This window comes from Bacillus sp. FSL M8-0166 (assembly GCF_038008825.1).
Lineage (GTDB): Bacteria > Bacillota > Bacilli > Bacillales > Bacillaceae > Bacillus > Bacillus safensis.
Genome location: NZ_JBBOZZ010000001.1, coordinates 868,459 through 890,958, shown reverse-complemented (window position 1 = coordinate 890,958; position 22,500 = coordinate 868,459). Strand labels below are relative to the sequence as shown.

19 protein-coding genes are annotated in these 22,500 nt (G+C 41.7%); 5 read left to right on the top strand and 14 right to left on the bottom strand.

The annotated features are described in order from the left end of the window. Position 1: 1 nt before the first annotated feature. Positions 2 to 829 carry a MerR family transcriptional regulator gene (locus NSS92_RS04985; protein WP_267587534.1) on the bottom strand — a complete coding sequence of 276 codons (828 nt, stop codon included), beginning with the start codon at positions 827 to 829 and terminating at the stop codon, positions 2 to 4. 87 nt (positions 830 to 916) lie between these two features. On the opposite strand from NSS92_RS04985, the gene NSS92_RS04980 reads away from it, so the two are divergent. Beyond that, positions 917 to 1,480 carry a GNAT family N-acetyltransferase gene (locus NSS92_RS04980; protein ID WP_267587533.1) on the top strand — a complete coding sequence of 188 codons (564 nt, stop codon included), beginning with the start codon at positions 917 to 919 and terminating at the stop codon, positions 1,478 to 1,480. A 65-nt stretch (positions 1,481 to 1,545) separates the two neighbouring features. On the opposite strand, the gene NSS92_RS04975 is transcribed toward NSS92_RS04980, so the two are convergent. The 4 genes from NSS92_RS04975 to proC form a co-directional block, all read right to left on the bottom strand. Next, positions 1,546 to 2,322, bottom strand: a complete 777-nt coding sequence (locus NSS92_RS04975) for an MBL fold metallo-hydrolase (RefSeq protein ID WP_267587532.1) — start codon at positions 2,320 to 2,322, stop codon at positions 1,546 to 1,548. A gap of 252 nt (positions 2,323 to 2,574) precedes the next feature. Beyond that, the gene (locus tag NSS92_RS04970) at positions 2,575 to 3,843 is read right to left on the bottom strand and encodes a glutamate-5-semialdehyde dehydrogenase (protein WP_340867043.1); all 1,269 of its coding nucleotides are present in this window, start codon (positions 3,841 to 3,843) and stop codon (positions 2,575 to 2,577) included. Positions 3,844 to 3,862: 19 nt separating this feature from the next. Next, positions 3,863 to 4,981, bottom strand: coding sequence for a glutamate 5-kinase (proB, locus tag NSS92_RS04965; RefSeq protein WP_340867042.1), 1,119 nt, complete (start codon positions 4,979 to 4,981; stop codon positions 3,863 to 3,865). 27 nt (positions 4,982 to 5,008) lie between these two features. Beyond that, positions 5,009 to 5,806 carry a pyrroline-5-carboxylate reductase gene (proC, locus tag NSS92_RS04960; RefSeq protein ID WP_445661628.1) on the bottom strand — a complete coding sequence of 266 codons (798 nt, stop codon included), beginning with the start codon at positions 5,804 to 5,806 and terminating at the stop codon, positions 5,009 to 5,011. Between the two features lie 470 nt (positions 5,807 to 6,276). On the opposite strand from proC, the gene NSS92_RS04955 reads away from it, so the two are divergent. Next, positions 6,277 to 7,473: a cytochrome P450 gene (locus NSS92_RS04955; protein WP_267587529.1), complete on the top strand. Its 1,197-nt coding sequence runs from the start codon at positions 6,277 to 6,279 to the stop codon at positions 7,471 to 7,473. Between the two features lie 130 nt (positions 7,474 to 7,603). Next, entirely contained in the window at positions 7,604 to 9,646 is a 2,043-nt protein-coding gene (locus NSS92_RS04950; RefSeq protein ID WP_267587528.1) for a molybdopterin oxidoreductase family protein, read from the top strand. A 41-nt stretch (positions 9,647 to 9,687) separates the two neighbouring features. On the opposite strand, the gene NSS92_RS04945 is transcribed toward NSS92_RS04950, so the two are convergent. The 3 genes from NSS92_RS04945 to xylA form a co-directional block, all read right to left on the bottom strand. After that, entirely contained in the window at positions 9,688 to 10,371 is a 684-nt protein-coding gene (locus tag NSS92_RS04945; protein WP_024422656.1) for a glycoside hydrolase family 11 protein, read from the bottom strand. 87 nt (positions 10,372 to 10,458) lie between these two features. Next, complete coding sequence (gene xylB / locus NSS92_RS04940) at positions 10,459 to 11,958, bottom strand: xylulokinase (RefSeq protein WP_340867040.1); 1,500 nt, start codon at positions 11,956 to 11,958, stop codon at positions 10,459 to 10,461. Positions 11,959 to 11,993: 35 nt separating this feature from the next. After that, positions 11,994 to 13,331: a xylose isomerase gene (xylA, locus tag NSS92_RS04935; RefSeq protein WP_081124498.1), complete on the bottom strand. Its 1,338-nt coding sequence runs from the start codon at positions 13,329 to 13,331 to the stop codon at positions 11,994 to 11,996. Positions 13,332 to 13,541: 210 nt separating this feature from the next. Here xylA and xylR point away from each other — a divergent pair, with 210 nt between their 5' ends. Then, complete coding sequence (xylR, locus tag NSS92_RS04930; RefSeq protein WP_340867039.1) at positions 13,542 to 14,702, top strand: transcriptional repressor XylR; 1,161 nt, start codon at positions 13,542 to 13,544, stop codon at positions 14,700 to 14,702. Positions 14,703 to 14,714: 12 nt separating this feature from the next. Here the strand turns inward: xylR and NSS92_RS04925 are convergent, their stop codons facing one another. The 3 genes from NSS92_RS04925 to csaA all read right to left on the bottom strand — a co-directional run bounded on the left by NSS92_RS04925 (position 14,715) and on the right by csaA (position 18,621). Beyond that, complete coding sequence (locus NSS92_RS04925; RefSeq protein WP_267587525.1) at positions 14,715 to 16,358, bottom strand: glycoside hydrolase family 43 protein; 1,644 nt, start codon at positions 16,356 to 16,358, stop codon at positions 14,715 to 14,717. A gap of 24 nt (positions 16,359 to 16,382) precedes the next feature. Beyond that, positions 16,383 to 17,774: an MFS transporter gene (locus tag NSS92_RS04920; RefSeq protein WP_267587524.1), complete on the bottom strand. Its 1,392-nt coding sequence runs from the start codon at positions 17,772 to 17,774 to the stop codon at positions 16,383 to 16,385. A 514-nt stretch (positions 17,775 to 18,288) separates the two neighbouring features. Further along, complete coding sequence (gene csaA / locus NSS92_RS04915) at positions 18,289 to 18,621, bottom strand: chaperone CsaA (protein ID WP_034280640.1); 333 nt, start codon at positions 18,619 to 18,621, stop codon at positions 18,289 to 18,291. Between the two features lie 242 nt (positions 18,622 to 18,863). Here csaA and NSS92_RS04910 point away from each other — a divergent pair, with 242 nt between their 5' ends. Further along, positions 18,864 to 19,343, top strand: a complete 480-nt coding sequence (locus tag NSS92_RS04910) for a site-2 protease family protein (protein WP_041109445.1) — start codon at positions 18,864 to 18,866, stop codon at positions 19,341 to 19,343. Here the strand turns inward: NSS92_RS04910 and NSS92_RS04905 are convergent. Genes NSS92_RS04905 through NSS92_RS04895 form a run of 3 tightly spaced genes read right to left on the bottom strand, consistent with a single transcriptional unit; the run spans position 19,340 to position 22,410 of the window. Next, positions 19,340 to 20,968 carry a YndJ family protein gene (locus NSS92_RS04905; RefSeq protein ID WP_340867038.1) on the bottom strand — a complete coding sequence of 543 codons (1,629 nt, stop codon included), beginning with the start codon at positions 20,966 to 20,968 and terminating at the stop codon, positions 19,340 to 19,342. The two genes, NSS92_RS04910 and NSS92_RS04905, sit on opposite strands and share 4 nt — an antisense overlap. After that, complete coding sequence (locus NSS92_RS04900) at positions 20,958 to 21,566, bottom strand: DUF4166 domain-containing protein (RefSeq protein WP_340867037.1); 609 nt, start codon at positions 21,564 to 21,566, stop codon at positions 20,958 to 20,960. Before NSS92_RS04900 ends, NSS92_RS04905 begins: the two co-directional genes overlap by 11 nt. Then, positions 21,529 to 22,410 carry a hypothetical protein gene (locus NSS92_RS04895; protein WP_340867036.1) on the bottom strand — a complete coding sequence of 294 codons (882 nt, stop codon included), beginning with the start codon at positions 22,408 to 22,410 and terminating at the stop codon, positions 21,529 to 21,531. The genes NSS92_RS04900 and NSS92_RS04895 overlap by 38 nt, the downstream gene beginning before the upstream one ends. Positions 22,411 to 22,500: the final 90 nt, after the last annotated feature.

Below are 22,500 nucleotides of genomic sequence, written 5' to 3'. Positions count from 1 at the left end.
TTCAATTGTCATCTGCTCGCTTCTTCACTTTTACACTGAGCTTGGTTATATACTCTGCTTCATCTTTAGACATGAGCGAATGAAGTAAATACTCCTCAAATACATCTCCATCCAGCATCATCCCCTCTTTCTCGATTTCATCTAACAAATACGAATAAGCAGACTCAATCTCTTCATATGTTCCTTGATCATACATCACCGCATAGAGCCCGCCAGTTTTTTTGACTGCCCCCGGGCCATCCATTCGGCAGAACAGCTGATCTGACTCATGATAGTGCCGCTTACGGAACTGCTCCTTTTTTAAGACAGAACCATTTGCCGCAGCGCCTTTTATGCCAACTCCCTTTAAAAATTCTCCTACAATACGTGATATTTCTTCTACAGGTGTATTTAAGTCGATCGGATTTGATGCACTTAGTATAACTGGTTCTTCTGGCAGCTCTTGAAACAAGACCTCCCCTATTTTCACAGTTGATAATTCATGCGTCGTCTCCATCACCCGCATAAGAAAGGCCTGGATATCTTGAAGCTTTTCAATCTCTTGTTTGACCTTTTCCACTTGGTCGGCCGCTAGGCTTTGCAGTCTTTCGCGGGAAGGTTCTGTGAAGTATTGTTTTAACTCTTTGATCGGAAATTGAACAGCTCGCAAGGATTGAATTGCAATAAATTGGTCAAATTGCTCGAGTGTATAGTAACGGTATCCATTTTCATGAACACCAGCAGGCTTAAATAAATCGATTTTATCATAATACAGAAGCGTATCCTTTTTTACATCAAATAGCTTGGCGAATTCTCCAGTGAAAAACGTTTTTTGCATATCATTGATCATGATGAAGGCTCCTTTCTTGACTATGGAGTAACTCCATCCTTTATCATAACATGCAGAAACACCACTACGCAGGGAAAGGATAAGAAAATGAACAAAATAACTCAACATGAAGTGACATTAGCACATGCAAATAAAGAGGATTTCCCTTCTATGAAAAAAGAACTTCAGAAAGCTTTTACAGCTGGCGTGATCGACGCATTTGGCGATGCGCAGGATGGACCGATTCCACCAGATGAAGTGATTGATGAATCTTTTCATTCCAATGACCACATTGTTTATCATATTATGCTAAATGGTGAAAAGGCAGGCGGCGTTGTTATCAAAATCAACCAAGAAACACATCACAACTCGGTTGATTTGCTATACATCTCATCATCCTCTCACGGCCGCGGCATTGGTCAGGCAGCATGGAAAGCCATCGAGGCCCAATATCCAGAAACGATTGTATGGGAGGTTGTGACTCCATACTTTGAAAAACGCAACATTCATTTTTATGTCAATAAGTGCGGCTTTCAAATAGTTGAATTTTATCACTTACACCATCCAGATCCAAACGCACCTCGAGAAGCTGATCAAGAAAACGCGCCTATAGCACCTGAAGAATTTGAATTTTTTAAATTTGAGAAGGTCATGAAACCAATAACAAAATAATTGAGATCCTTTCAATCACAAAAGTCGATCCTTCTACTATTTGAAGATCGACTTTATAATTTTTATTAATCTAGCGTTATTTTAAAACCGTCATATGCAAACATCATATCCTCAGGTAAGTATTCACCTCGTTGAATAATGTCTATGTCATGTGATAAGTGTGTTAAGATCATTTTTTTCGGTTGTAACTTTTGTTTTAACTCCATTGCTTCATTCACATCATAAACCGACCTTTTATTGGGCGGCTGATTTTCTTTCCAGAAAGAAGTCCCGAATATCAATGAATCAAGGTGGTAGAATGGCAACCATTGCTCATCAGTTACTTGAAAGGAATCAGATAAATAGGCCCATTTATATCCATTTATTTTTTGAACTAAAATTCCATAAGACGAACCGTTATGACCATGATTTACTTTATGAAAAGAAATTTTATTGCCATCACTTACCCATTTCGTTGTTCCTACAAAAGTTAGCCCTTTTCTATTGTTTAAGTAAGGAAATCGCTCCTTTAACTGATTAATTACATCTGGAGGGCTCACTATTTGTACTTGTTGATTATGCCAGAAGCATAAATCTGCAAAATCACCTAAACCACCGATATGATCGTTATGAGAATGAGTTATAAACACAACTGAAGGAATTGTTCTATTATTATAAGTTTGAAACTGGATCTTGAAATCGGGTGAAATATCAATAAGATAGCTCTTGTTGCCTAAATAAAATTCACAACTCGGCCTAGTTCGTTGATTGTCTGGTAAGCCCGATTTACAAACTGCACACTTGCATAACAATCTAGGTACCCCTTGAGCATCGCTCGTTCCATAAAATATAAGTGAATCCATCTCATTTCTCCTTTTATAACTCAGCTAAATTTTAGATTTATTTTCTAATGAAACCAACTATTCTCCATAGTTACATTTGTAATCAGACTACCAATTATAGTTATGAAAGTAAATATATTGATTGTGATTTATATATATCCAAACTTTATCTAAGAATTCCAGTATTAATTTGAAAGCCAGCTTTTTCAAGCATTTGTGCAGAATCACTAAAAAACACTACCTCATCAAAAGGTAGTGTTTCTTGAATCTTTTCTAGCTTCTAATCTGACCGTCACCACACAGAAGCAGCTTAGTTGTCGTAAGTGCAGGAAGTCCCATTGGCCCTCTTGCGTGCAGTTTTTGAGTAGAGATGCCAATTTCAGCTCCGTAGCCAAGTGCGCCGCCGTCTGTAAAGCGAGTCGATGCGTTATGGTAAACGGCCGCCGCATCGACTTCGTTTAGAAACGTGAGTGCATTTTTTTCATCTTCTGTCACGATGGCTTCTGAATGCTTTGTGCCGTACTGATCGATATGGCTGATCGCTTCCTCGATTGAATCGACTACCTTTACCGCAAGATCCAGACTTAAATACTCATCTGTCCAATCCACTTCCCCAGCAGGAACCGCGTTTGAGAAGTAAGACTCTGCTGCCTGATCGCCATGTACAGTGACACGGTGCTCCTGCAAAGCTTCATTTAATGAGGCTGCATTCTCTTTCAGCCAATCGCGATGAATAATCAGCGTCTCAAGTGCATTACATACGGCCGGACGATTCGTTTTCGCATTGATCACAATCTTAATGGCTTTTTTCACATTCGCGGTTTGATCAATATAGACATGACAGTTTCCTGTCCCTGTTTCAAGCACTGGGATAGTGGATTCTTCCACCACTGTTTTGATTAAAGAAGCTCCGCCTCGCGGAATTAAAACATCGATCCATTCTTTTAGTTGAAACATCGCCTGAACCGATGAACGGTCTGTTTGTTCAATCAATTGCACCGCATCACGAGGAATCTTTGTTTGATCCAATGCTTCATGAATCACACTGACGATGGCTTTGTTGGAAGAAATAGCGGAGGAACCGCCTTTTAAAATCACTGAGTTGCCTGCCTTTAAGGCAAGGCCTGCTGCATCGACAGTGACGTTCGGTCTCGCTTCATAGATCATCCCGATCACGCCGAGCGGTACTCTTCGGCTTTTCACGTGTAAGCCGTTATCAAGAGTCCATTCATCCAATATTTCTCCAACAGGATCTGTTAATCTCGTCACAAGCCGCAAACTTTCAGCAAACTCATGAATTCTTTCTTTATTTAACATTAATCGATCCATGAGTGCCTCTGAGAAGCCCTTTTCTTTCCCAGCATCTAAATCCTTTTGATTCTCCTGTAAAATGAAACGGCTTTTTTGCTCTAACGCTTCTGCCATTTTAAGCAGCGCGTCATTTTTTTCCTCTGTCTGAAGTAAACCAAGTTTTTTTGAAACGTGCTTTGCTTTTTTCGCTTTTTCTTTGACCGATGTGACAACTTCAGCTGTCAGTGTCATGGAATTCCTCCCTTTTTGGTTAACAAACTGGTATCGATAAATCTAAATGACAAACAAATGCTTCAAGATCGACAACATGCACGATTTCATCTTGTAACAAGTCACTCTTACGTGCGAGTTCATCTGATGCATAATTCACAACGCCAAGCCCTATTTCTCTTCCATCTTGATCTAAAATACGGACGACATCGCCTTTTTTAAATGACCCTTTCACATTGACAATCCCATTAGAATCAAGGCTTCCCTCACGGTGCATGAGAAATTCCTGTGTTTTCTCTTGAACCACAATCTCACCCTTTGGTCCAGAATGAAAGGCAATCCACTGCTTCTTATAGTTGAGCGGCGCTACATTTTTGTCAGCGGTAAAATATGTGCCGTCCTCTGTCCCATTGATCGCTTTGTCTAAAATGTGAGGCGTATCTGCTTTTCCTAAAAAGCCATTGATACCTGCGGCCATTGATATTTTAAAAGCATCGAGCTTTGATTTCATTCCGCCTGTACCTACGCTGCTGCCTGCGTCTCCAGCAGCTGCTTCGATGTCTTCTGTGATGTCAGTGACTTCAAGAATTCTCTTCGCATTTGGATTTGTATGAGGATTATCTTCATACAAGCCATCAATATCAGATAAAATAGCAAGGAAATCCGCATCAATGAGGCCAGCTACTTTTGCAGACAATGTATCGTTGTCTCCAAACTTCAACCGATTGATCGTCACTGTATCATTTTCATTAATAATAGGGATGATGCCTCGATCTAATAACACGTTCATTGTGTTACGCACATTTTGATAGCGCGTTTCATCAGAAAAATCACTTCTTGTGATTAAGAGCTGTGAAGCAATATAACCGTGTGATAAAAATAAAGTAGAATATGATTCCATTAAAAGCCCTTGCCCAATTGAGGCAGATGCCTGCTTTTCCGGCAGTGTTTTGGGTCTATTGATAAATCCTAGTTTTCGGTAACCAGCTGCAACCGCACCAGATGAAACCAAAATGACTTCGTGTCCTTCATCTTTGAGTTTCACAATTTGATTGACGAGGTTTTCTAGTTTTTTCAAACTAATCTCACCTTGAAAGCTAGTAAGAGAGCTGCTTCCGATTTTCACAACAATTCGTTTTCTCTCTTTATCTGCGTACACCTAATCACTCCTGTACCTGAACTCTATTTATATAGATACTTTTTGTTTTTGCTGATTGCTTATCTCTTTTGATCGATTGGCAGCATGTTTGACAGCTTGCTTGATCGCTTCTCCCCCGCCAAAATCATCTAATGCATTCAGTCCTGCAGCAGTTGTTCCATTTGGTGACGTAATTTTCTCTCTTAGGACAGAAGGATTTTCCTCTGTTTCTTGCAGCATTTTTGCCGCACCGAGGAGTGTCTGTGTACCAATTTGGCGAGACAATTCCTTTGATAAACCTGCCTCTTCTCCTGCTTCTTCGATTCTTTCCATTAAGAAATAAAAGTAGGCGGGCCCGCTTCCAGCAATTCCAGTGAAGATATCCATTTGCTCTTCCTGAATGGTATAGACTTCGCCCATTTCAGATAAAAGAGCCTGACTTATCCTCATATGATCGTTTTTCACGTAACGTCCAGCAGATAAAGCAGTCGCTGACGCCCCGATCGTACTTGATGTATTTGGCATGACCCTCATGACAGGCTGACCTTCGTGCAGCATGTTTTCAATATACGATAGCTTAACACCTGCAAGGACAGACATGATGAGCTGATCTGGCTGAATATGAGGTTTTAATGATTCAAGTGCTGCTTCAGCATCCTTTGGCTTCATGGCCAGGATCAACATATCCATTTCTTCAAAAGGAAATGAATCCATTGCGGCTGTTTGAATTCCGTATCGTTTCGTTAGTTCATTCAATCGAAGTTGATTTTGTCTGTTTGTTGCGTAAATTTGGCCTAGCGGCATCTGTCCTGATCGCACAATCCCTGCGATCATTCCTTCCGCCATAGAACCTGCTCCAATGAAAGCAACTTTCTTTTGATCAATGATATTGATCCTCTCCCTTGTTCGCTTTTTGTTCGTGTTTTTCGCACGTTAGTTATCGTAACATGATGAGAAATCGTGTCAAGAAAGAGCCAGCGCTTTTCAAAAGTCCCGAATGCATGGCCGGCAGCTTGCTGCAAGTATGTTAGCCGTGTTTTTCAAATACAGTAATTTAGATCAAAAGAACTATGATCATTTGAATCATAGGACCCTTTCGTTCGACTGGATTCACCATTTTATTTTTGGTTTCGGTGACTTCAATTCTATTTTTTAGAAAGCGCTCTCATTTTAATAACTTTCTATTTTCCTATATGGTGAATGTGCTTGAATCTTTCGATTAGACTATTGACATATTTTAGAAAACATGTCCGTTGAAATGATATTTTACTGGTGATACCGTGAAAGAGAAATCATGTGAAAAAGGAGCGTTCATAATGAAAGTGAAAGAAAACTATGTCAATGTGATTCCAATGAAAGAAATCCGTTCTACCGATGACCTTCTTTTCCCATTCCCTATTTACAATGAGCTGCGTGCAGAGAGTGATATTAGATATGATGAGACAAGAAAGTGCTGGGATCTCTTTCGATATGCGGATATCCAGTCTGTTCTAAAGCAGCCAAAAGTGTTCTCTTCACAGCGAGGAAGAAGCACGTCTAAAACAAGTATTTTAACGATGGATCCTCCAAAACATACAAAGATGAGAGCGCTTGTGAATAAAGCATTCACCCCAAAAGCGATCAAGCAATTAGAAGATAAGATCAAAGACCTGACACATGATCTATTAAATCAAGTCAAGGATCAACGTACGTTTGATATCGTGCAAGATCTAGCAGCTCCCCTGCCAGTGATGATCATCGCTGAGCTTCTCGGTGCAGAGGTACAGGACAGAGACCTGATTAAAAAACATTCTGATGCTCTTGTGGCAGGTGCTAAGGATGAATCAAAAGAAGCCATTCAGGCTGTTGTAGATATGCAGAAACGCGCTGAAGAGGAGCTGTCCATTTATTTTGCTCATTTGATCAAAAAAAGAAAAGAAACGCCTTCAGATGACTTGATCTCACTTCTCATTCAAGCGGAAATCGATGGAGAGCGTTTAACGGAGAATGAACTGCTTGGCTTTTGTATTCTATTACTCGTTGCAGGCAATGAGACAACGACCAATTTAATAACCAATGCCGTACGACTGCTGACAGAGCAGCCGCATATCGCTGAATCAGTTCGGCAGGACCCCTCTCTTATTCCTCAATTGACTGAGGAAACGCTGCGGTATTATCCGCCTGTTCAAGCCATTGGCCGAATCGCCGCAGAGGATGTTGAAATTGCAGGCGCGCACATTCAAAAAGGAGACTACCTCATCAGCTGGGTTGCTTCAGCAAATCGGGATGAACAGAAGTTTGAAGATCCAGATACGTTCAGGCTTGACCGGAAATCAAATCCGCATATGAGCTTTGGGTTTGGCATTCATTTTTGTCTCGGTGCACCGCTTGCCCGGCTTGAAAGCAACATTGCGCTTGACGTTTTACTCCATACGTTTCAAGATATCACCTGCGTGGCAGATCAGCTAAAACCTATACAAAGCACGTTTGTTTTTGGGGTAAAAGAATTTCCTGTACAAGTCACCCGTTTTTAAAAGTCCCTTTTCAGGGGCTTTTTTTCATTTTCTTCAATTCATCATCTCTTTCTTACCTTCCACCTCCGAACATGCTAAAATAAAGTCCATACAAAGTGATAACGGAATGCAGAAAGGAAGCCAAAAACTCATGACCGATTATACAGCGATGAAAGACGGAATATTCAAATCAGTTTGTTCGTTAGATTGCCCGGATCAGTGCGGTCTTTTAATACATAAAGAAAATGGAAAGATCGTGAAAGTGCAAGGAGATCCGGATCACCCTGTCACACAAGGAAACATATGCAACAAAGTGCGTAATGTCACAGCCCGTTTATATGATGAAAAAAGGCTGACCACTCCTTTAAAACGTGTTGGCCGAAAAGGCGAAAGTCAATTTGCGCCGATTACGTGGGAAGAAGCCATTGAAACCATTCGTCAAAAATGGACAAAGCTCATCGAAGAAAAAGGGCCAGAAAGCATTCTGCCTTACAGCTTCTATGGGAACATGGGCAATCTCAACGCAGAAGGAATGGACCGCCGCTTTTTTTATCGTCTTGGTTCAAGTCAGTTAGACCGGACCATCTGTCAGTCAGCGGGAACGACTGGCTATAAATATACAATGGGTGCAAGCATTGGGACAGATCCTGAAGACACCATTCATACGAAACTATTTATCTTTTGGGGCATCAATGCCGTATCGACCAATATGCACCAAATCACCTTGGCACAAAAAGCGCGAAAGCAAGGGGCTAAGATTGTCGTAATTGATGTTCACAAGAACCAAACCGGCCGGATGGCAGATTGGTTCATTCCGCTTCGGCCTGGTACTGACAGTGCGCTTGCACTTGGCATCATGCATGTCCTTTTTAAAGAGGAACGTACAGATGAAGCCTTTTTAGAGGATTACACGGTCGGCCATAAAGAGCTGCGCGAGCATGTAAAGCAGTATGATCCAGACACAGTTGAGCGCATCACGGGTGTCCCTAAAGACGACATCATTACACTTGCAAGAATGTACGCTGAGACATCGCCCTCTCTTATTCGCATTGGGAATGGTTTGCAGCATCATGATAATGGCGGGATGAGTATTAGAACCATTTCCTGCCTCCCTGCCCTGACTGGTCAATGGCTGCACAAGGGCGGCGGGGCGATGAAATCAAACTCTTCTTTTCTCAGCTATAATGAAACAGCTCTTCAGCGGCCGGATTTATTAAAAGAACGCACGCCTAGATCCTTTAATATGAATCAGCTGGGCAGCGTGCTGACAAGTGCAGAGCCTTCCGTTGATTCTCTCTTTATCTACTCGTGCAACCCAGCGGTTGTAACACCTGAAGCGAATAAAGTAAGAGAAGGTTTGCTGAGAGAGGACTTATTTACAGTGGTTCATGATTTATTCCTGACAGAAACAGCGGCGTATGCAGACATTGTCCTGCCAGCGACATCTGCCTTTGAAAACGAGGATTTTTATACATCATACTGGCATCATTATATTCAAATTCAGGAGCCAGTGATAGAACGCTACGGAGAAAGCAAATCCAATACTGAAGTATTCCGCCTGCTTGCCCATGCGATGGGCTTTGAAGATGAAGCCTTCCGCGAGACAGATGCTGAACTCATGGAACAAGCTCTTCATCATCCAGAAAATCCGCATTATGAGGACATTTCATACGAAGCATTAAAAGAAAAGAAATGGATCAAAGCGAAACGTGGACCTTTCCAGGAATTAAAGCTTCAAACCCCAAGCGGGAAAATTGAGCTTTATTCTGAACAAATGAAAAAAGACGGGTATCCAGCACTTCCAACCTATGTGCCCCTTTATCAGGAAAGCGATTATCCGCTTACCTTTATACCGGGACCGAACCATAATTTTCTGAATTCCACCTTCTCACTTCATGAAAAACATCAAAAGCTTGAGAAATTTCCGAAGCTTCACATGAATGAACAAGATGCAAAGGAAAGAAAGATTGAAGATGGTGACATGGTCCGTGTGTTGAACGACCGAGGAGAGTGTGAGCTTGTCGTGTCAGTCGGTCAAAATGTATTATCTGGTGTTGTTGTCAGTCAAGGATTATGGGCAGATCAAAAAGGTAAAAAGCATTTAGTGAACGGGTTAACACCTGATCGATTGGCAGATATGGGAGGCGGCGCGACGTTCTTTTCTGGCAGAGTAGAAGTTGAAAAATTATCATAGAAAAAAGCCAGCCGTTTTTTGCTGGCTTTTTTCATATGCTTTTATCGAATCATCAGCTGATTCGTCATGACATTCGCACTTCCGTTGCTTCGGTAGCCTTCTACAGTTAATGCTGTTTCATACATTTTTCCCATTGGCATGCCTAAGCTTTCCCATTTTTTAAAATGCTCACTGACGGAGACAGTTCCGCTTGTGCGTTTTGTTTGACGTACACTCCAATATTGTTTGAAGGTAGCGTCTCCAATGATAGAAGGCTGATTGACACGGAGCGTTTCATATATGTCATATGTGCCTCCATCGGCATAAAATGATCCTTTATACGTCCCTGTTGGACGATATGTGCCCCATGACTCAACAATGTAGTATTCAGCTAATGGAGATTGTGTCCAGCCATAGACACATAAATAGGAATTCCCGCCTGGGTTAAAGGCTGCGTTGTAGTTGATGGAGATGTTGCCAAGTTGATGATGAGTTTTAGTGGAATCAAACTTCTTTCCTTTTCGAAATAAAGCATTTCCGATATTGTTCCAGCTTGCACTAAATGCCCCGCCGTTATTGAGAGTCATCGAGGTATTTCCGTAATCCTTCCATAATTCAAAATCGTATCCGCTATGTGTACCTATTCTATTATCATAAATCGTTTCCGCATGAGCTGGCACAGCCGTCAGTGTCAGCACAAATCCAATACACATCACAAACAACAGCCTCAATCTTTTCAAATTCATTTTCCATTCCTCTCCTTTTTTCATCCGTATTGTTCTGTCATCCCTAAGATGAAAAACCCATCACCTCCTTTCATGCAGCCCTTTCTGCTAGATGGAACGATACTGCTCTAACCCGGCATGGATGTCTCTTGTTTGTGTATAAATCCTTTGATACAAATGAAATAGATCGGCATATACTTCTGCATGCTGCTGCTCTGGCTCATAAACAGCGGCTTGATGGATCAACTGATGTGCACATGCTTCAAGTGACGGATACCATCCGCACCCAACCGCGGCAAGCATCGCTGCACCTAAAGCAGGCCCTTGTTCATTGTCTAACTGGATGACTTCAGCCTGAAAAATGTCTGCTTGCATTTGAAGCCATGTCCGGCTTCTCGCACCGCCGCCAATGGACACAATAGAATCTATGTTTTTTCCTGCTTGCCGGAATAATGCGATAGATTCATTCAGCGAAAAGGTAATTCCCTCTAACACAGCCCTGACAACATGTGCCCTTTCATGCCTGCTGTCTAACCCAACCAAGCTGCTGCGAATGATCGAATCCGCATGCGGTGTTCTTTCCCCGACTAAATAGGGAGTAAAGAGCAATCCTTTCGCCCCTGGCGCTACATGAGCCGCACCTTCTAAAAGTGATTGGAACGATTCCTCAGGAGCCAGTAAGTGTTTTGCCCAGTTAAGACTATATCCTGCTGAAAGGGTGACACCCATTGTGTAAAAAGCGTCTTTTTTTGCATGATGAAACAAATGTAAATTCCCTTGAAGCTCCCTGTCATGATCCTCTTCGTAGGAGAGAATGACCCCAGATGTGCCGATGCTGCATAACGTGCGGTCAGAGGATAAGATGCCAGCACCAATTGCTCCGCAGGCATTATCTGCCCCGCCGGCAAAAACCTTCGCGCCTTCTTTCATCCCAACATCACGTGCAATGTGCGGCAAAAGTGTACCAACCTCCGCCTCTGATGTGACAAGCGGCGGGCAAATATGAAGAGGAATATCAAATGCCTGACAAATCTCCTCACTCCACGTCTGTTCACCGATATTTAACAGCAAAGTGCCAGCCGCATCAGAATAATCAATATGGACAGCGCCTGTTAAACGAAATCTGACATAATCTTTTGGGAGTAAAAACATGTCGATTTGCTGATCAATATGTGGTTCATGTTCCTTTACCCATAATAATTTTGGCAGTGTGAATCCTTCTAACGCCTGGTTTTTTGTGATCTTTTGCAGCCGGTCCCCCAGCTTTTTTGTGATGTGCGTACATTGTGCTGTCGTTCGTGTATCATTCCATAAAATTGCAGGGCGGAGCACTTCTCGAGATTCATTTAATAGAACTAAACCATGCATCTGTCCGGAAAAGCTGATGCCTTCGACTTCTCTTGAATGAACAGACTGCTTCGCCATCAGTTCTTTCATCACAGCCATTGTCTGCTTTACCCAATCCTCCGGGTGCTGCTCACAATACCCCGGTTTTTCTTGAATGAGGCGGTACGGCTTAGAGGCTTCGCAGCACACCTTTCCGCTCTCATCGACTAATATCGCTTTGACCCCGCTCGTTCCAAGATCAATTCCCATTACATACTTCATGTTTTCACTCCTTCAAAACAGGTCCGCCTCTTCAATTAATCTTCTAACAAGTATTGATTTAAACGGGCTTTCAGCTGTTCCTCTCTTCCCGATTCGTTTCTGATCAAAGGATGTTTCAGCGCATATTCTTCTAATGTATGAAAGTTTGCCTTCCCTTCTGAAATATCACGTCCAATTCCTTCAGAAAAGCTGCGATATCGGTGCTTTATGACATCTTCAAACACACGGTCTTCTATGAGCCTATGAGCGACCCGCAGTCCTTTTGCAAATGCATCCATCCCGGCAATATGGGCATATAAAATATCTTCAAGTTCAAAGGAAGCTCTTCTCACTTTTGCATCAAAATTAAGACCGCCAGACCCTAGACCGCCATTTTGCAAAATTTCATACATGGCGAGAGTTGTGGCATACAGATCGGTTGGAAATTCATCTGTATCCCATCCAAGAAGCGAATTGCCTTGGTTTGCATCAACAGAACCAAGCAGCCCATGAATTCTTGCGACACGTAATTCATGCTCAAACGTATGACCCGCCAGCGTCGCATGATTGGCCTCGATATTTAATTTAAAATGGGAATCTAATCCGTATTGCTTTAAAAAGGCGATGGATGTCGCTGCATCTGTGTCGTATTGATGAGTTGTTGGCTCCTTTGGCTTTGGCTCGATTAAAAATTGGCCTGTGTACCCAATTTCTTTTGCATAATCAACAGCCATATGCAAGAAAGCCGCCATGTGATCAAGCTCTCTTTTCATATCTGTATTGAGCAGCGTATCGTACCCTTCTCGTCCACCCCAGAAAACATAATTTTCTGCACCGAGTTCTTTGGCGGTTTCGATGCCTTTCTTAACCTGTGCGGCCGCATAGGCAAAGACATCTGCATGACAAGATGTCGCAGCGCCGTGTACAAATCTAGGGTGTTTGAACATATTGGCCGTGTTCCAAAGCAGCTTTACCCCGCTTTGTTTCATGTATTCTTTCATTCTTTCTAAAATGATGTCTAATTGTTGATTGGTCTCTTGAAGCGTCTCTCCCTCTGGCGCGATATCACGGTCATGGAATGAAAAATACGGAACATCCAATAGGTCAAAAAGCTGAAAAGCTACTTCCAATCTAGCTTTTGCTAAATCCATTCCGCTATAGGAGTCCCATGCTCTTTGCATCGTCCCAGTTCCAAACATGTCTGTTCCATCAGCAGTCAATGTATGCCAATAAGCAACTGAAAAGCGCAGGTGGTCTTTCATTGTTTTTCCGCCAATCACTTCGCTTGGATTATAGTATTGAAAAGCAAGTGGATTTTTTGATTGTTTCCCTTCATATTGAATTTTGCCGATTCCTTCTAGGCTGTATAATGTTTTCATATTTGATTTGGCCATTCTTCATTCCTCCTGAGTACACTTTGTAAGTTGATACAACAAACTAATGATCAATCTATGAAAAAATCACTTTGAATTTTCCATATTTTTTAGTTTTTTAGAAATATTTTCGTTATAATAAAGTTAAAATCATCTTTCTTACTAAATACATGTGAAAAAAAGCAGCTCTTCTCAACTTAATCTAAAGACGAAACAAATGGAGTGGATAACGTGGATATCGCTGATCAGAACTTTGTAAAAAAAATAAATCAAAAACTTTTATTAAAAGAAATTCTCCAGCATGCGCCCATTTCGAGAGCCAAATTATCTGAACGCACTGGATTAAATAAATCGACTGTTTCTTCTCAAGTAAGTACGTTAATGAAAGAACATCTCGTCTATGAGATCGGTCAAGGTGAGTCTAGCGGCGGGAGAAGACCGGTTTTACTGATGTTTAATAAACGTGCTGGCTGCTCTATTGGGATTGATGTCGGCGTTGATTATGTCAATGGCATATTAACAGACCTTGAAGGGTCCATTCTTTACGAAGAACAGATCAAGCTCCCTTCCAGCTCTCCTGATGTGACGACACGTAAATTAATTGAATTAATACAGCAGCTCATCACACAAATGCCCTCTTCCCCATACGGGCTCATTGGCATTGGCCTATGCATACATGGGTTAGTGGATGCAGATGAACAAATTTTGTTTACGCCCCACTCCAAATGGAAAAATGTTGATCTGAAAAAGGCGCTCCAAGACACATTCCAAGTACCGATCTTCATTGAAAATGAAGCAAATGCCGGTGCATATGGTGAAAAAATCTTTGGTGCCGCTAAGCACTATGACCATTTGATCTACGCAAGCATTGGCACTGGCATCGGGATCGGGATCATCATCAATCATCATTTATACAGAGGAGCGTACGGCTTTTCTGGTGAAATGGGACATATGACGATCGATTTTAATGGACCAACATGCAGCTGTGGAAACCGCGGATGCTGGGAATTGTATGCTTCTGAGAAAGCCTTGTTTCAGTCTCTTCAAACAGATGATCAGCACATCTCCCATCAAGATCTGGAACAGCTGGCCAAGTTAAATGATATGAAAACGCTCAATGCCCTGCGCAACTTTGGTTTTTACCTTGGAGTTGGTCTCACAAACGTCCTGCATACCTTTAACCCGCAAGCCATTATTTTAAGAAACAAAGTGATCGAATCACATCCGGCAGTTCTACGCGTAATTGGGGAGGAAGTATCCTCACGAATGGATACGCAATTCAGCTCACATGTAGAGCTGCTCCCTTCGTCATTAGGACACAATGCACCAGTATTGGGGATGACATCTCTTGTCATAGAAGCTTTTCTGCAAGATGCCACCCTCACAACATGATCTATTTATTTTTCAAAAAGAGACAGCTCTTAGCGCGTTGTCTTTTTTTATTCGTTCTGTTTCCTCATAGCGAAAATAGAGAAAATCAGCAGGAAGACGCTCGCCGCTCGTATCTTGGCACTGCATACCGACAAATGCCCCTGTAAAAAACCCCCCACCTCGAATAAAATCATCGGATAAATGGATGGATTCAAGCGGCACATCAATTTCCTTCCACTCTTTTTGATCAAAAGAATAAGAATATTTATATGTCTCTTTCCGAACGGTCACTTTTAAATAGACATATGTGACCTCCTCTGGAATGATGATTTTATGTGCCAATGGCTGAGAAAAGGCAAGGTTTTCACAGACAGATAGTTCAAGCGTGCGGCCAAGTTCCTCATCATATGTCACCTGGAGTGCTGTCCAGTTTTCCGTATTATAATAATTCACAAGACCAGCTGATTGCTGAAAGTTTTCTGGGAAGAACGAAACAGCTGTCTCTGCTTCAAAATAAAAGCTTTGCCAGCGCCTTGCAACGAAAGCTTGGGTAAACTTAGACGTTAAGGATTCGTGACCGAATAACCTTAAATGCTGAGGTTTCTCCGTTAACGAACCAATCTGATCGGAAAACGGAATTCTTAATGTTTGGAAGTGTTGATTTAGTGTTGATTCTTTAAATTCATCGACTGTATGATAGGTTGGTGCAAAAACCTTTTCGTCGATCTCTGGCGCTTCAACCTCCAGCGCCCCCTCTTTTCCCCCTACAACATAAGGCCAGCCATCCTTCCATTCGAGCTTTTGAATCGCTGTTTCTCTTCCTAAAGGACACCAACCTCTCTGTTGAAAAATAGATTCCTTGCTTGATTGAATCGGGCGGCCAGTGAGATGAGCGAGATACCATTCATTTGTATGCGTTTGAACGATTGAAGCATGCCCGCACTTTTGAAGCGGATGTTCAGGCGCATGGAAGGCACTTAAAATCGGGTTATCAGGATGAACCTCATAAGGCCCTTCAATATGCGAGGACCGGGCGATCGTTGCCGCATGCTCATACCGGGTACCTCCTTCTGCCGTTAATAAATAGTAGTAGTCACCGATGTGATACAGATGCGGCGCTTCTGTCAGTTTAATCGGTGTGCCTTTAAAAATGACCTTCCTTTGACCGATGAGCTTCTTTTCAGCCACACTATATTCCTGCAAGGCAATACCTGCAAAGGAATGGTGCTTTTCCCTATGATCCCACAGCATATTTAAGACGTATTTCTTCCCGCTGTGATCATGGAATAAAGATGGATCAAAGCCAGAGCTGTTGAGCCGGATCGGTTCACTCCAATCGCCGTCCACTTCGCTTGCCGTGACCAAATAATTATGACCGTCTTTAAATGGACCATCCACTACTTTGATATCTGAATAAATAAGCCAAAACTGCCCATCGGCATAGCTTAAGCACGGCGCCCATACCCCGCCAGAATCAGGATTTCCCTTCATATCCAGCTGCGACGTTTTTTGCAAAGGACGCGCAGCAAGGCGCCAATGGACGAGATCCTTTGAATGATAAATTTGCACCCCTGGAAACCATTCAAATGTAGAGACGGCCATATAATAATCTTCTTCTACACGGCAAATACTTGGGTCGGGGTTAAACCCTTTGAGCACTGGATTGGTAATCTTCATTGAACTTCCTCCTCTTTCAGAGACCTACATTTTAAAATCGTCCATATGATCGATATATACCTTGTCTCTATTCTCAAGCTCCCGTACGACTTTTTTATGTTTTTCTTCATCTAGGTTATAAAAATTAATATCAACCATCGCTAAAATCAATAAGCATACAGGAATCACCGTTGTCGTGATTAAAATACCCAGTAATGCTTCTGGTGTTTGCATTTGGTTCGCAATATAGCCAAAGCGATCGAGTACAAGCCCTGGCACAATCCCGCCTAATGCCATCCCAAATTTAAAGAAAAATCCGATGATGGCATAGATGAGTCCGCCCATCCTTTTCCCTGTTTTATATTCGCCATATTCAACGGTTTCAGGAATGAGCGCCCACATGTAAGCACCGGCTGTAATACTTCCTGCCGCTGCGACAAGCCTGAAAACAAGTATTAAAGTGATTTGACTCGGCGGTATCACAAGTAATGCAAGAAGACCTACAATATTCAGCAATAATGAATAATTCAGCAGCTTTTTCTTTCCTAACAGCTTGTGCAGTTTTGGAATAAACGGCAGCACCATTAAAGCTGGCAGACTGCCAATGAGTCCGTACCATTTCACTAAATCTTCTCTGCCAAGGTTATACGTCACATAATAGATTCCGACAGAGTTACTGATCGAGTTCACACCAAAAATAATAATAAAGAAAATGCTTAATACAACAAGTGGACGATTTACACGTAACTGAACAAAGATATCACTGAACTTAATTTTTTCCTCCGGCTTTTGAAGCGTGACACGTTCATTCGTGCTTTTAAAACAGAAAATAAGTAATGCACCGCCAAGAACGCCGAGAAAAGCCATCGTCATCTGCCAGCCGAGTGCTGTATTTCCTGTTTTATCACTCAAAAAAGTCGCAAGAAAAGGAACAAAAAAAGCAACAACTAGACCTCCGAGATTAGCAAAAAGCATACGAACAGACGTAATACTGACAACCTCTTGGTTATTTCTTGTCATTGCGGAAGTTAAAGCACCATAAGGAACATTGATGAATGTGTATGTAAGCGATAAACCAACATACGTGATGTAGGCATAAACGAGTTTACCCATTTCAGACAAATCAGGTGTTGTAAAGCAAAGGATGGCGAGTACCACAAAAGGAAACGCACCGAATAACAAGTAAGGTCTGAACCTGCCAAAACGGCTGTTCGTTCGATCCACCATTGCACCAATAAACGGATCTGCAAGCGCATCAATGGCGCGAACAACTAAAAACATCGTCCCTGCTGCCGCCGCTGATAAACCATACACATCTGTATAAAAAAATAATAGATACGTAGAGACAGTTGCATAAATTAAATTACATGCGAAATCTCCTGAAGCATATCCCACTTTTTCAGACATACGAATCTTTTTTAAATTCTCACTTACCATGAGCTTTCTCCCTTCTTCTCTTAGCCTCTTCTAACGAACAGATGATGGAGGGCAGCAGCAGTCAATGCAAAGAATATAAAGCGCTTTCAATTTGTTGTAAAAATGAAGCTGAACATCTGATCTTTTCAGCTTAGCCCACATACGCAGCAAATGATTTGAATGACGGAATCATCCCCTTTAATGGTCGGATCATCTCTTGTAATTCATCTTAGTTTATCGACTAAACAAACTAAGATGAATTCATTTTATAAAATCTGATCTGACTTTTCAATATTTTTCGAAAAAATAATCCAAATAATTGATTTCTTGTCATTTTTCCTGCTGAAATGACGTGAAAAACTGAAGTGAATCATTTAATGGTTGCAATTCAGCTCATCCCATGCTATATTTATCAAGCGATGAGCTGAATTGTGTAAGTCGGGTAACATGTCTCCTTGAGACACACACGAATGTGGCGTGTGGTTATTCCGCCTCAATACGCAAAAGACATCTTCTTAGGAAGATGTCTTTTTTCTTATCCTATTTTTGTCCCATTTTCAACAGGCTCATCTGTGGCTAGTAAAACCACGTCTTCTTTTGACGGCATGCCCCCTAAGACAAGCACTTCTGATTTGAACCCTGCAATTCTTCTAGGCGGAAAATTGACGACTGCTACGATTTGTCTGCCAGTGAGATTCTCAGCCGTATAACGTTTTGTCAGCTGAGCACTGGATTGCTTTAGACCAATCTCTTCACCAAAATCAATCTTGAGTTTCAATGCAGGTACTCTTGCCTCTGCAAAGAATTCTGCTTCTATGATCGTCCCAACACGTATATCTAACGCCAAAAACTGTTCAATATCTGCCATCTGATTCTCTCCTCTTCTTTCAAGGGTAAGTTCATTTACTAGAGTCATCTATTATTTTTTCATTGTAGCACATTCATCTCGTAAAAAAGTGAGTCAAAAAGCCGATTCACTGCAAAAGCTCTTTTAGTTTACATAATAAATTTATCGTCATGTATTAAATGTTTGCATCCTGAAAATGAATTCAGTAAAATGGCAAATAATCCTACTGCTTCCTCCCAAATATATCAGGGAGGGGTTAACACTTGTTTACATTATCAGATATGTGGACATTTTGCTGGTCGTTTTTCGTCATTCTTCCTATCGTTGCCATCCTGCATCAGCTTGGCCATATTATGGTCGCGTGGATGTTTGGCGCAAAGGTTTCTTTTGCTCTTGGCAGAGGCAAAAAAGTATTGAAAGTAGGCGTTGTTGAAATTAGACGAATTTATTTTCTAGATGCATTTTGCCACTATGAAGAAATGAGGAAAAATAACCGATTCTCGCACATTCTTGTCTACCTAGGCGGATCATTATGCAACCTGCTCAGTGTTCTCATACTGAATACAATGATCGCCAATGACATCCTGCCAGAACATCAATTTTTCTATCAATTTGCTTACTTCTCAGTCTACTATGTATTTTTTGCACTGCTGCCAGTCCAGTATGCAGATCATCATCCGAGTGATGGGCAAGCGATTGTGAACATCATTCGGCACGGTGAACCATGTGACATCATTGACTAACAGGGTGACTTCCCGCTGTCAATTTGATAATGAATCGTTAAAAAGAGAATACCGAATAGCTTCATTTGATGAACCGCTGTGAGACTTTTATTTGTCTCCGGCTTCATATGAAAGCTTTCTTCCATTGGCAGTTTCATGGTGATAAAAGGCGTATGCAAATACAATCCTTCGTCACCGGTACTGCCTTTTGGACATGTACTTTTTAATAGAAAGTCTTCCTTTACATTAAAAGGTTTTAAAATGGCGGTCATCTGAGAATATGGAAGCGGCAGCGCAATATTCATATAGCCCGCAGCTGCATCATGATGATGAGCATAAAGCGCAAAAAAGACCTGCTCCCCGGTTTCGTTGTGACGAATCCACGCCCTGACATCCTTTCGCTCTTCTTTAGGATGTTGAAATGTAGTCAGACGTCCCTTCATTTCATACGGAATACGAGATGTTCCCAAATAGAGCTGCCCTATTTTCTTAAAAATGGGCTGAAGTAAAAAAACAAACGGCCTCACCCACCAATGAAAACAGACTGCTGCTTTTAACGTAAATTCCGTCGGATTTTCATAAAACCTTCGAATCACAGGTGACACCCTTTCAGCTGAAAACGTCTTTCCATTTAAATCATCAAGTGAATCGACTAAACCGAGCTTCTCTCGATCATACATTCTTTCCTTTTGAAAAGAGATCAAATGAAAACGGCCATGCACTCTTGATATCGGAAAGTCCTTCTGCTTCAATTGATCCTTTGGTCCTTCGATTAGCCATCCAATCAGACCTGGTAAAATAACAAATAAGGCATTGATACTGCCATGAAACCAAATCATCTGATCAATACTGATATAGGTCACGCGCATAAGCATACCAGCGGAATAAAGAAAAGATAGTAAGATCGTCCCCATTAGCGCGCAGCTAGAAAACACAATCAGCCCTTTTGCCACAGTCGATCGAAACCTTGTTTTCATACATAGAATGCCGTACAAATAGAGTGCAATGACATATAGCGTGACGCTGAACGTATCAAATAGACGGGAGAAGCTAATCCCAACAGCAATCATCACAGGCGACAGCAAAATCACCCAGCCTGCCGCTTTGTATAAAGCTGTCTCTTTTTTGCGCTGTCTCCCTAATAATCCATAGAAAAGCGGGATAAAAAAAGCCGAGTAATGAAAATGAATAGCGGTCAAAAGCACAATGATTGGTGAAAAGGTCATTACCTGTATATCTGCTGTGTACAGCCAAAACCAAAGCCCCCCTAAAGCGAGATACATCCATGCACCACCCGTCATCAATTCATGAAGCGAAAAGATTCCCCTTTTCAGCAAACGAGTAAAGCCATATAAAGCCAAAATGATCGTATACAAAAACCAGCCCGATGCAAACAAGGCAGAATGATAGATGAATGCAGCCGTTGCACAAAGAGCAGCTAATGGAAAGGCTTTCATTAAAAAGCCGATCAGTATCCCCGGCTTACTCTCCCTCTCTTCCTTCGCAAAAAAAGATAAAACTGCAGGAAGGAAAAACAAAATCGCTATCAGTACAAAAAACTCTGCTACCGGACCTGTCATTAAACGGGTGGCGATAAAGCAGCACATGAAGAGGAAGCTTGATATCAAATGCCATTTATTCATCATGAGACATCACCCTTTCAGTAAACCGGCCTTTATATGTAAAAAAGGTCCCAAACAGTCGATTTTTCACATGCACATGAATGGTATACTCCCCTGTATGCTCCTCGTAGCCTTCTATGACATCTGACACACCATAAAGCCATGAAGGCAGCGGCCACTCACATCCTAACATCAACAGCTTCTGCCGGCCGGATTGAATGTGAAGGAACCCATGCTTTGTTACTGTAAAATGAAGCTCTGACATAAGAAGTCTAGGCTTTCCAAAATAGTCTAGTACTTTATGACTCTTCTCATCAATGATCATATCTGCATCAAAGTGCCGTTCCTTCTTTGGGAAATAAAACGTACGAAACCAGTGCATGCCTTCCTCTCCCTTATTTGTCATAAAGGGTTTATTGACAATTCGGAAGGGAATGTTTTTTCCTCTCTCAGGGAAAAAACAGCGAAAGAGTGGACCGATTTTGAAGAAAAATCGAATGAGCCACGTCCCGCCGCCTATTTCCTCCATGGTGCCTTCAGCGGTAAACGCACGGTTGTATCTCTCTTTTAATTTTGGATGCAGTTTATCGTAATCCTTTACTTGATGACGATGAACGACCATGTCTACCTCCCCTTTTTCGTTTGATCGAAAATACGTCTATACAACCTTTTAAATTAATCATTCCTGCAATGGATAGGATCAAAAATGCACTCATCACAAGCGGCTCATGGAGTGTCGTTTGGGGGGATAGGATCCCGATACAAAGCATCAGCAGCAGAAACACGCTTTGAAGAATGAACAAATATTTCTTTGATAGCTTAGGTATCAGCCATGATACGCCTATAAGGGCATAAAACAATCGAAATAAGGTGCTATGATCAAAAGCAGAATGTGAAAAAGGAATGACCGCTTGGCATAGCCAGACGATGGCAAACAGCAAACAAATTCCATAATGGGCAAGTGTTCTCTCCAGTAATAACCGAGGGTGCGTACCCTTTTCAAGCCACGTCTTTAGTGCGCCAAAACTAAAGGCCGTCATAAACCCCATCATCGGGCGAAAAAGAAATCGATCTGCCCACGCCCATCCTTTTCCTTCTTTCGTTTCGTAATCAAATTGCGTTTGAAACACAATATGATCGTTCGTTTTCACATATTTCCAATAGCCGCCGCCTTCTTTGATAAAAGACAATGGGTGTGACGATTTGAATTTAAGCGAGGATGCCCGTTCATTCCGTTCATCCATCATTCTAGTTCGATATGCTCCTGTCCCTGTGACACTTACACCAAATCCAAGATGCTTTTCATACAAAAAGGTTTGGGGCTGTTCATCTTGAGGTCCATTTAATGAAATGGTTGAAAAACGCAAATCCCACTGTTCATGAAGCTTTGGATTTTGCGTATATTCCCATACTTTCTCTAAAGGTGCATGAATGGTTGTTTCCACATAAACAGGCTTTCTTTTCATCTGCCTCTACTCCTCTATGTGAATTATTTCACATAATAAGCATACCATGTTTCACAAAACTGTCAAATCTTTATTTGTTTTCTCTTAAAA

Excerpts from the sequence above, each read along its gene's own strand:
- xylB (WP_340867040.1), bottom strand. The coding sequence starts at position 11,958 with ATGAAGTATGTAATGGGAATTGATCTTGGAACGAGCGGGGTCAAAGCG.
- NSS92_RS04970 (WP_340867043.1), bottom strand. The coding sequence starts at position 3,843 with ATGACACTGACAGCTGAAGTTGTCACATCGGTCAAAGAAAAAGCGAAA.
- NSS92_RS04900 (WP_340867037.1), bottom strand. The coding sequence starts at position 21,566 with ATGGTCGTTCATCGTCATCAAGTAAAGGATTACGATAAACTGCATCCA.
- csaA (WP_034280640.1), bottom strand. The coding sequence starts at position 18,621 with ATGGCAGATATTGAACAGTTTTTGGCGTTAGATATACGTGTTGGGACG.
- NSS92_RS04975 (WP_267587532.1), bottom strand. The coding sequence starts at position 2,322 with ATGGATTCACTTATATTTTATGGAACGAGCGATGCTCAAGGGGTACCT.
- NSS92_RS04925 (WP_267587525.1), bottom strand. The coding sequence starts at position 16,358 with ATGAAGATTACCAATCCAGTGCTCAAAGGGTTTAACCCCGACCCAAGT.
- NSS92_RS04905 (WP_340867038.1), bottom strand. The coding sequence starts at position 20,968 with ATGATGAATAAATGGCATTTGATATCAAGCTTCCTCTTCATGTGCTGC.
- NSS92_RS04895 (WP_340867036.1), bottom strand. The coding sequence starts at position 22,410 with ATGAAAAGAAAGCCTGTTTATGTGGAAACAACCATTCATGCACCTTTA.
- NSS92_RS04980 (WP_267587533.1), top strand. The coding sequence starts at position 917 with ATGAACAAAATAACTCAACATGAAGTGACATTAGCACATGCAAATAAA.
- proC (WP_445661628.1), bottom strand. The coding sequence starts at position 5,806 with ATGGCGGAAGGAATGATCGCAGGGATTGTGCGATCAGGACAGATGCCG.
- xylA (WP_081124498.1), bottom strand. The coding sequence starts at position 13,331 with ATGGCCAAATCAAATATGAAAACATTATACAGCCTAGAAGGAATCGGC.
- NSS92_RS04955 (WP_267587529.1), top strand. The coding sequence starts at position 6,277 with ATGAAAGTGAAAGAAAACTATGTCAATGTGATTCCAATGAAAGAAATC.
- NSS92_RS04945 (WP_024422656.1), bottom strand. The coding sequence starts at position 10,371 with ATGAATTTGAAAAGATTGAGGCTGTTGTTTGTGATGTGTATTGGATTT.
- NSS92_RS04950 (WP_267587528.1), top strand. The coding sequence starts at position 7,604 with ATGACCGATTATACAGCGATGAAAGACGGAATATTCAAATCAGTTTGT.
- NSS92_RS04985 (WP_267587534.1), bottom strand. The coding sequence starts at position 829 with ATGATCAATGATATGCAAAAAACGTTTTTCACTGGAGAATTCGCCAAG.
- NSS92_RS04920 (WP_267587524.1), bottom strand. The coding sequence starts at position 17,774 with ATGGTAAGTGAGAATTTAAAAAAGATTCGTATGTCTGAAAAAGTGGGA.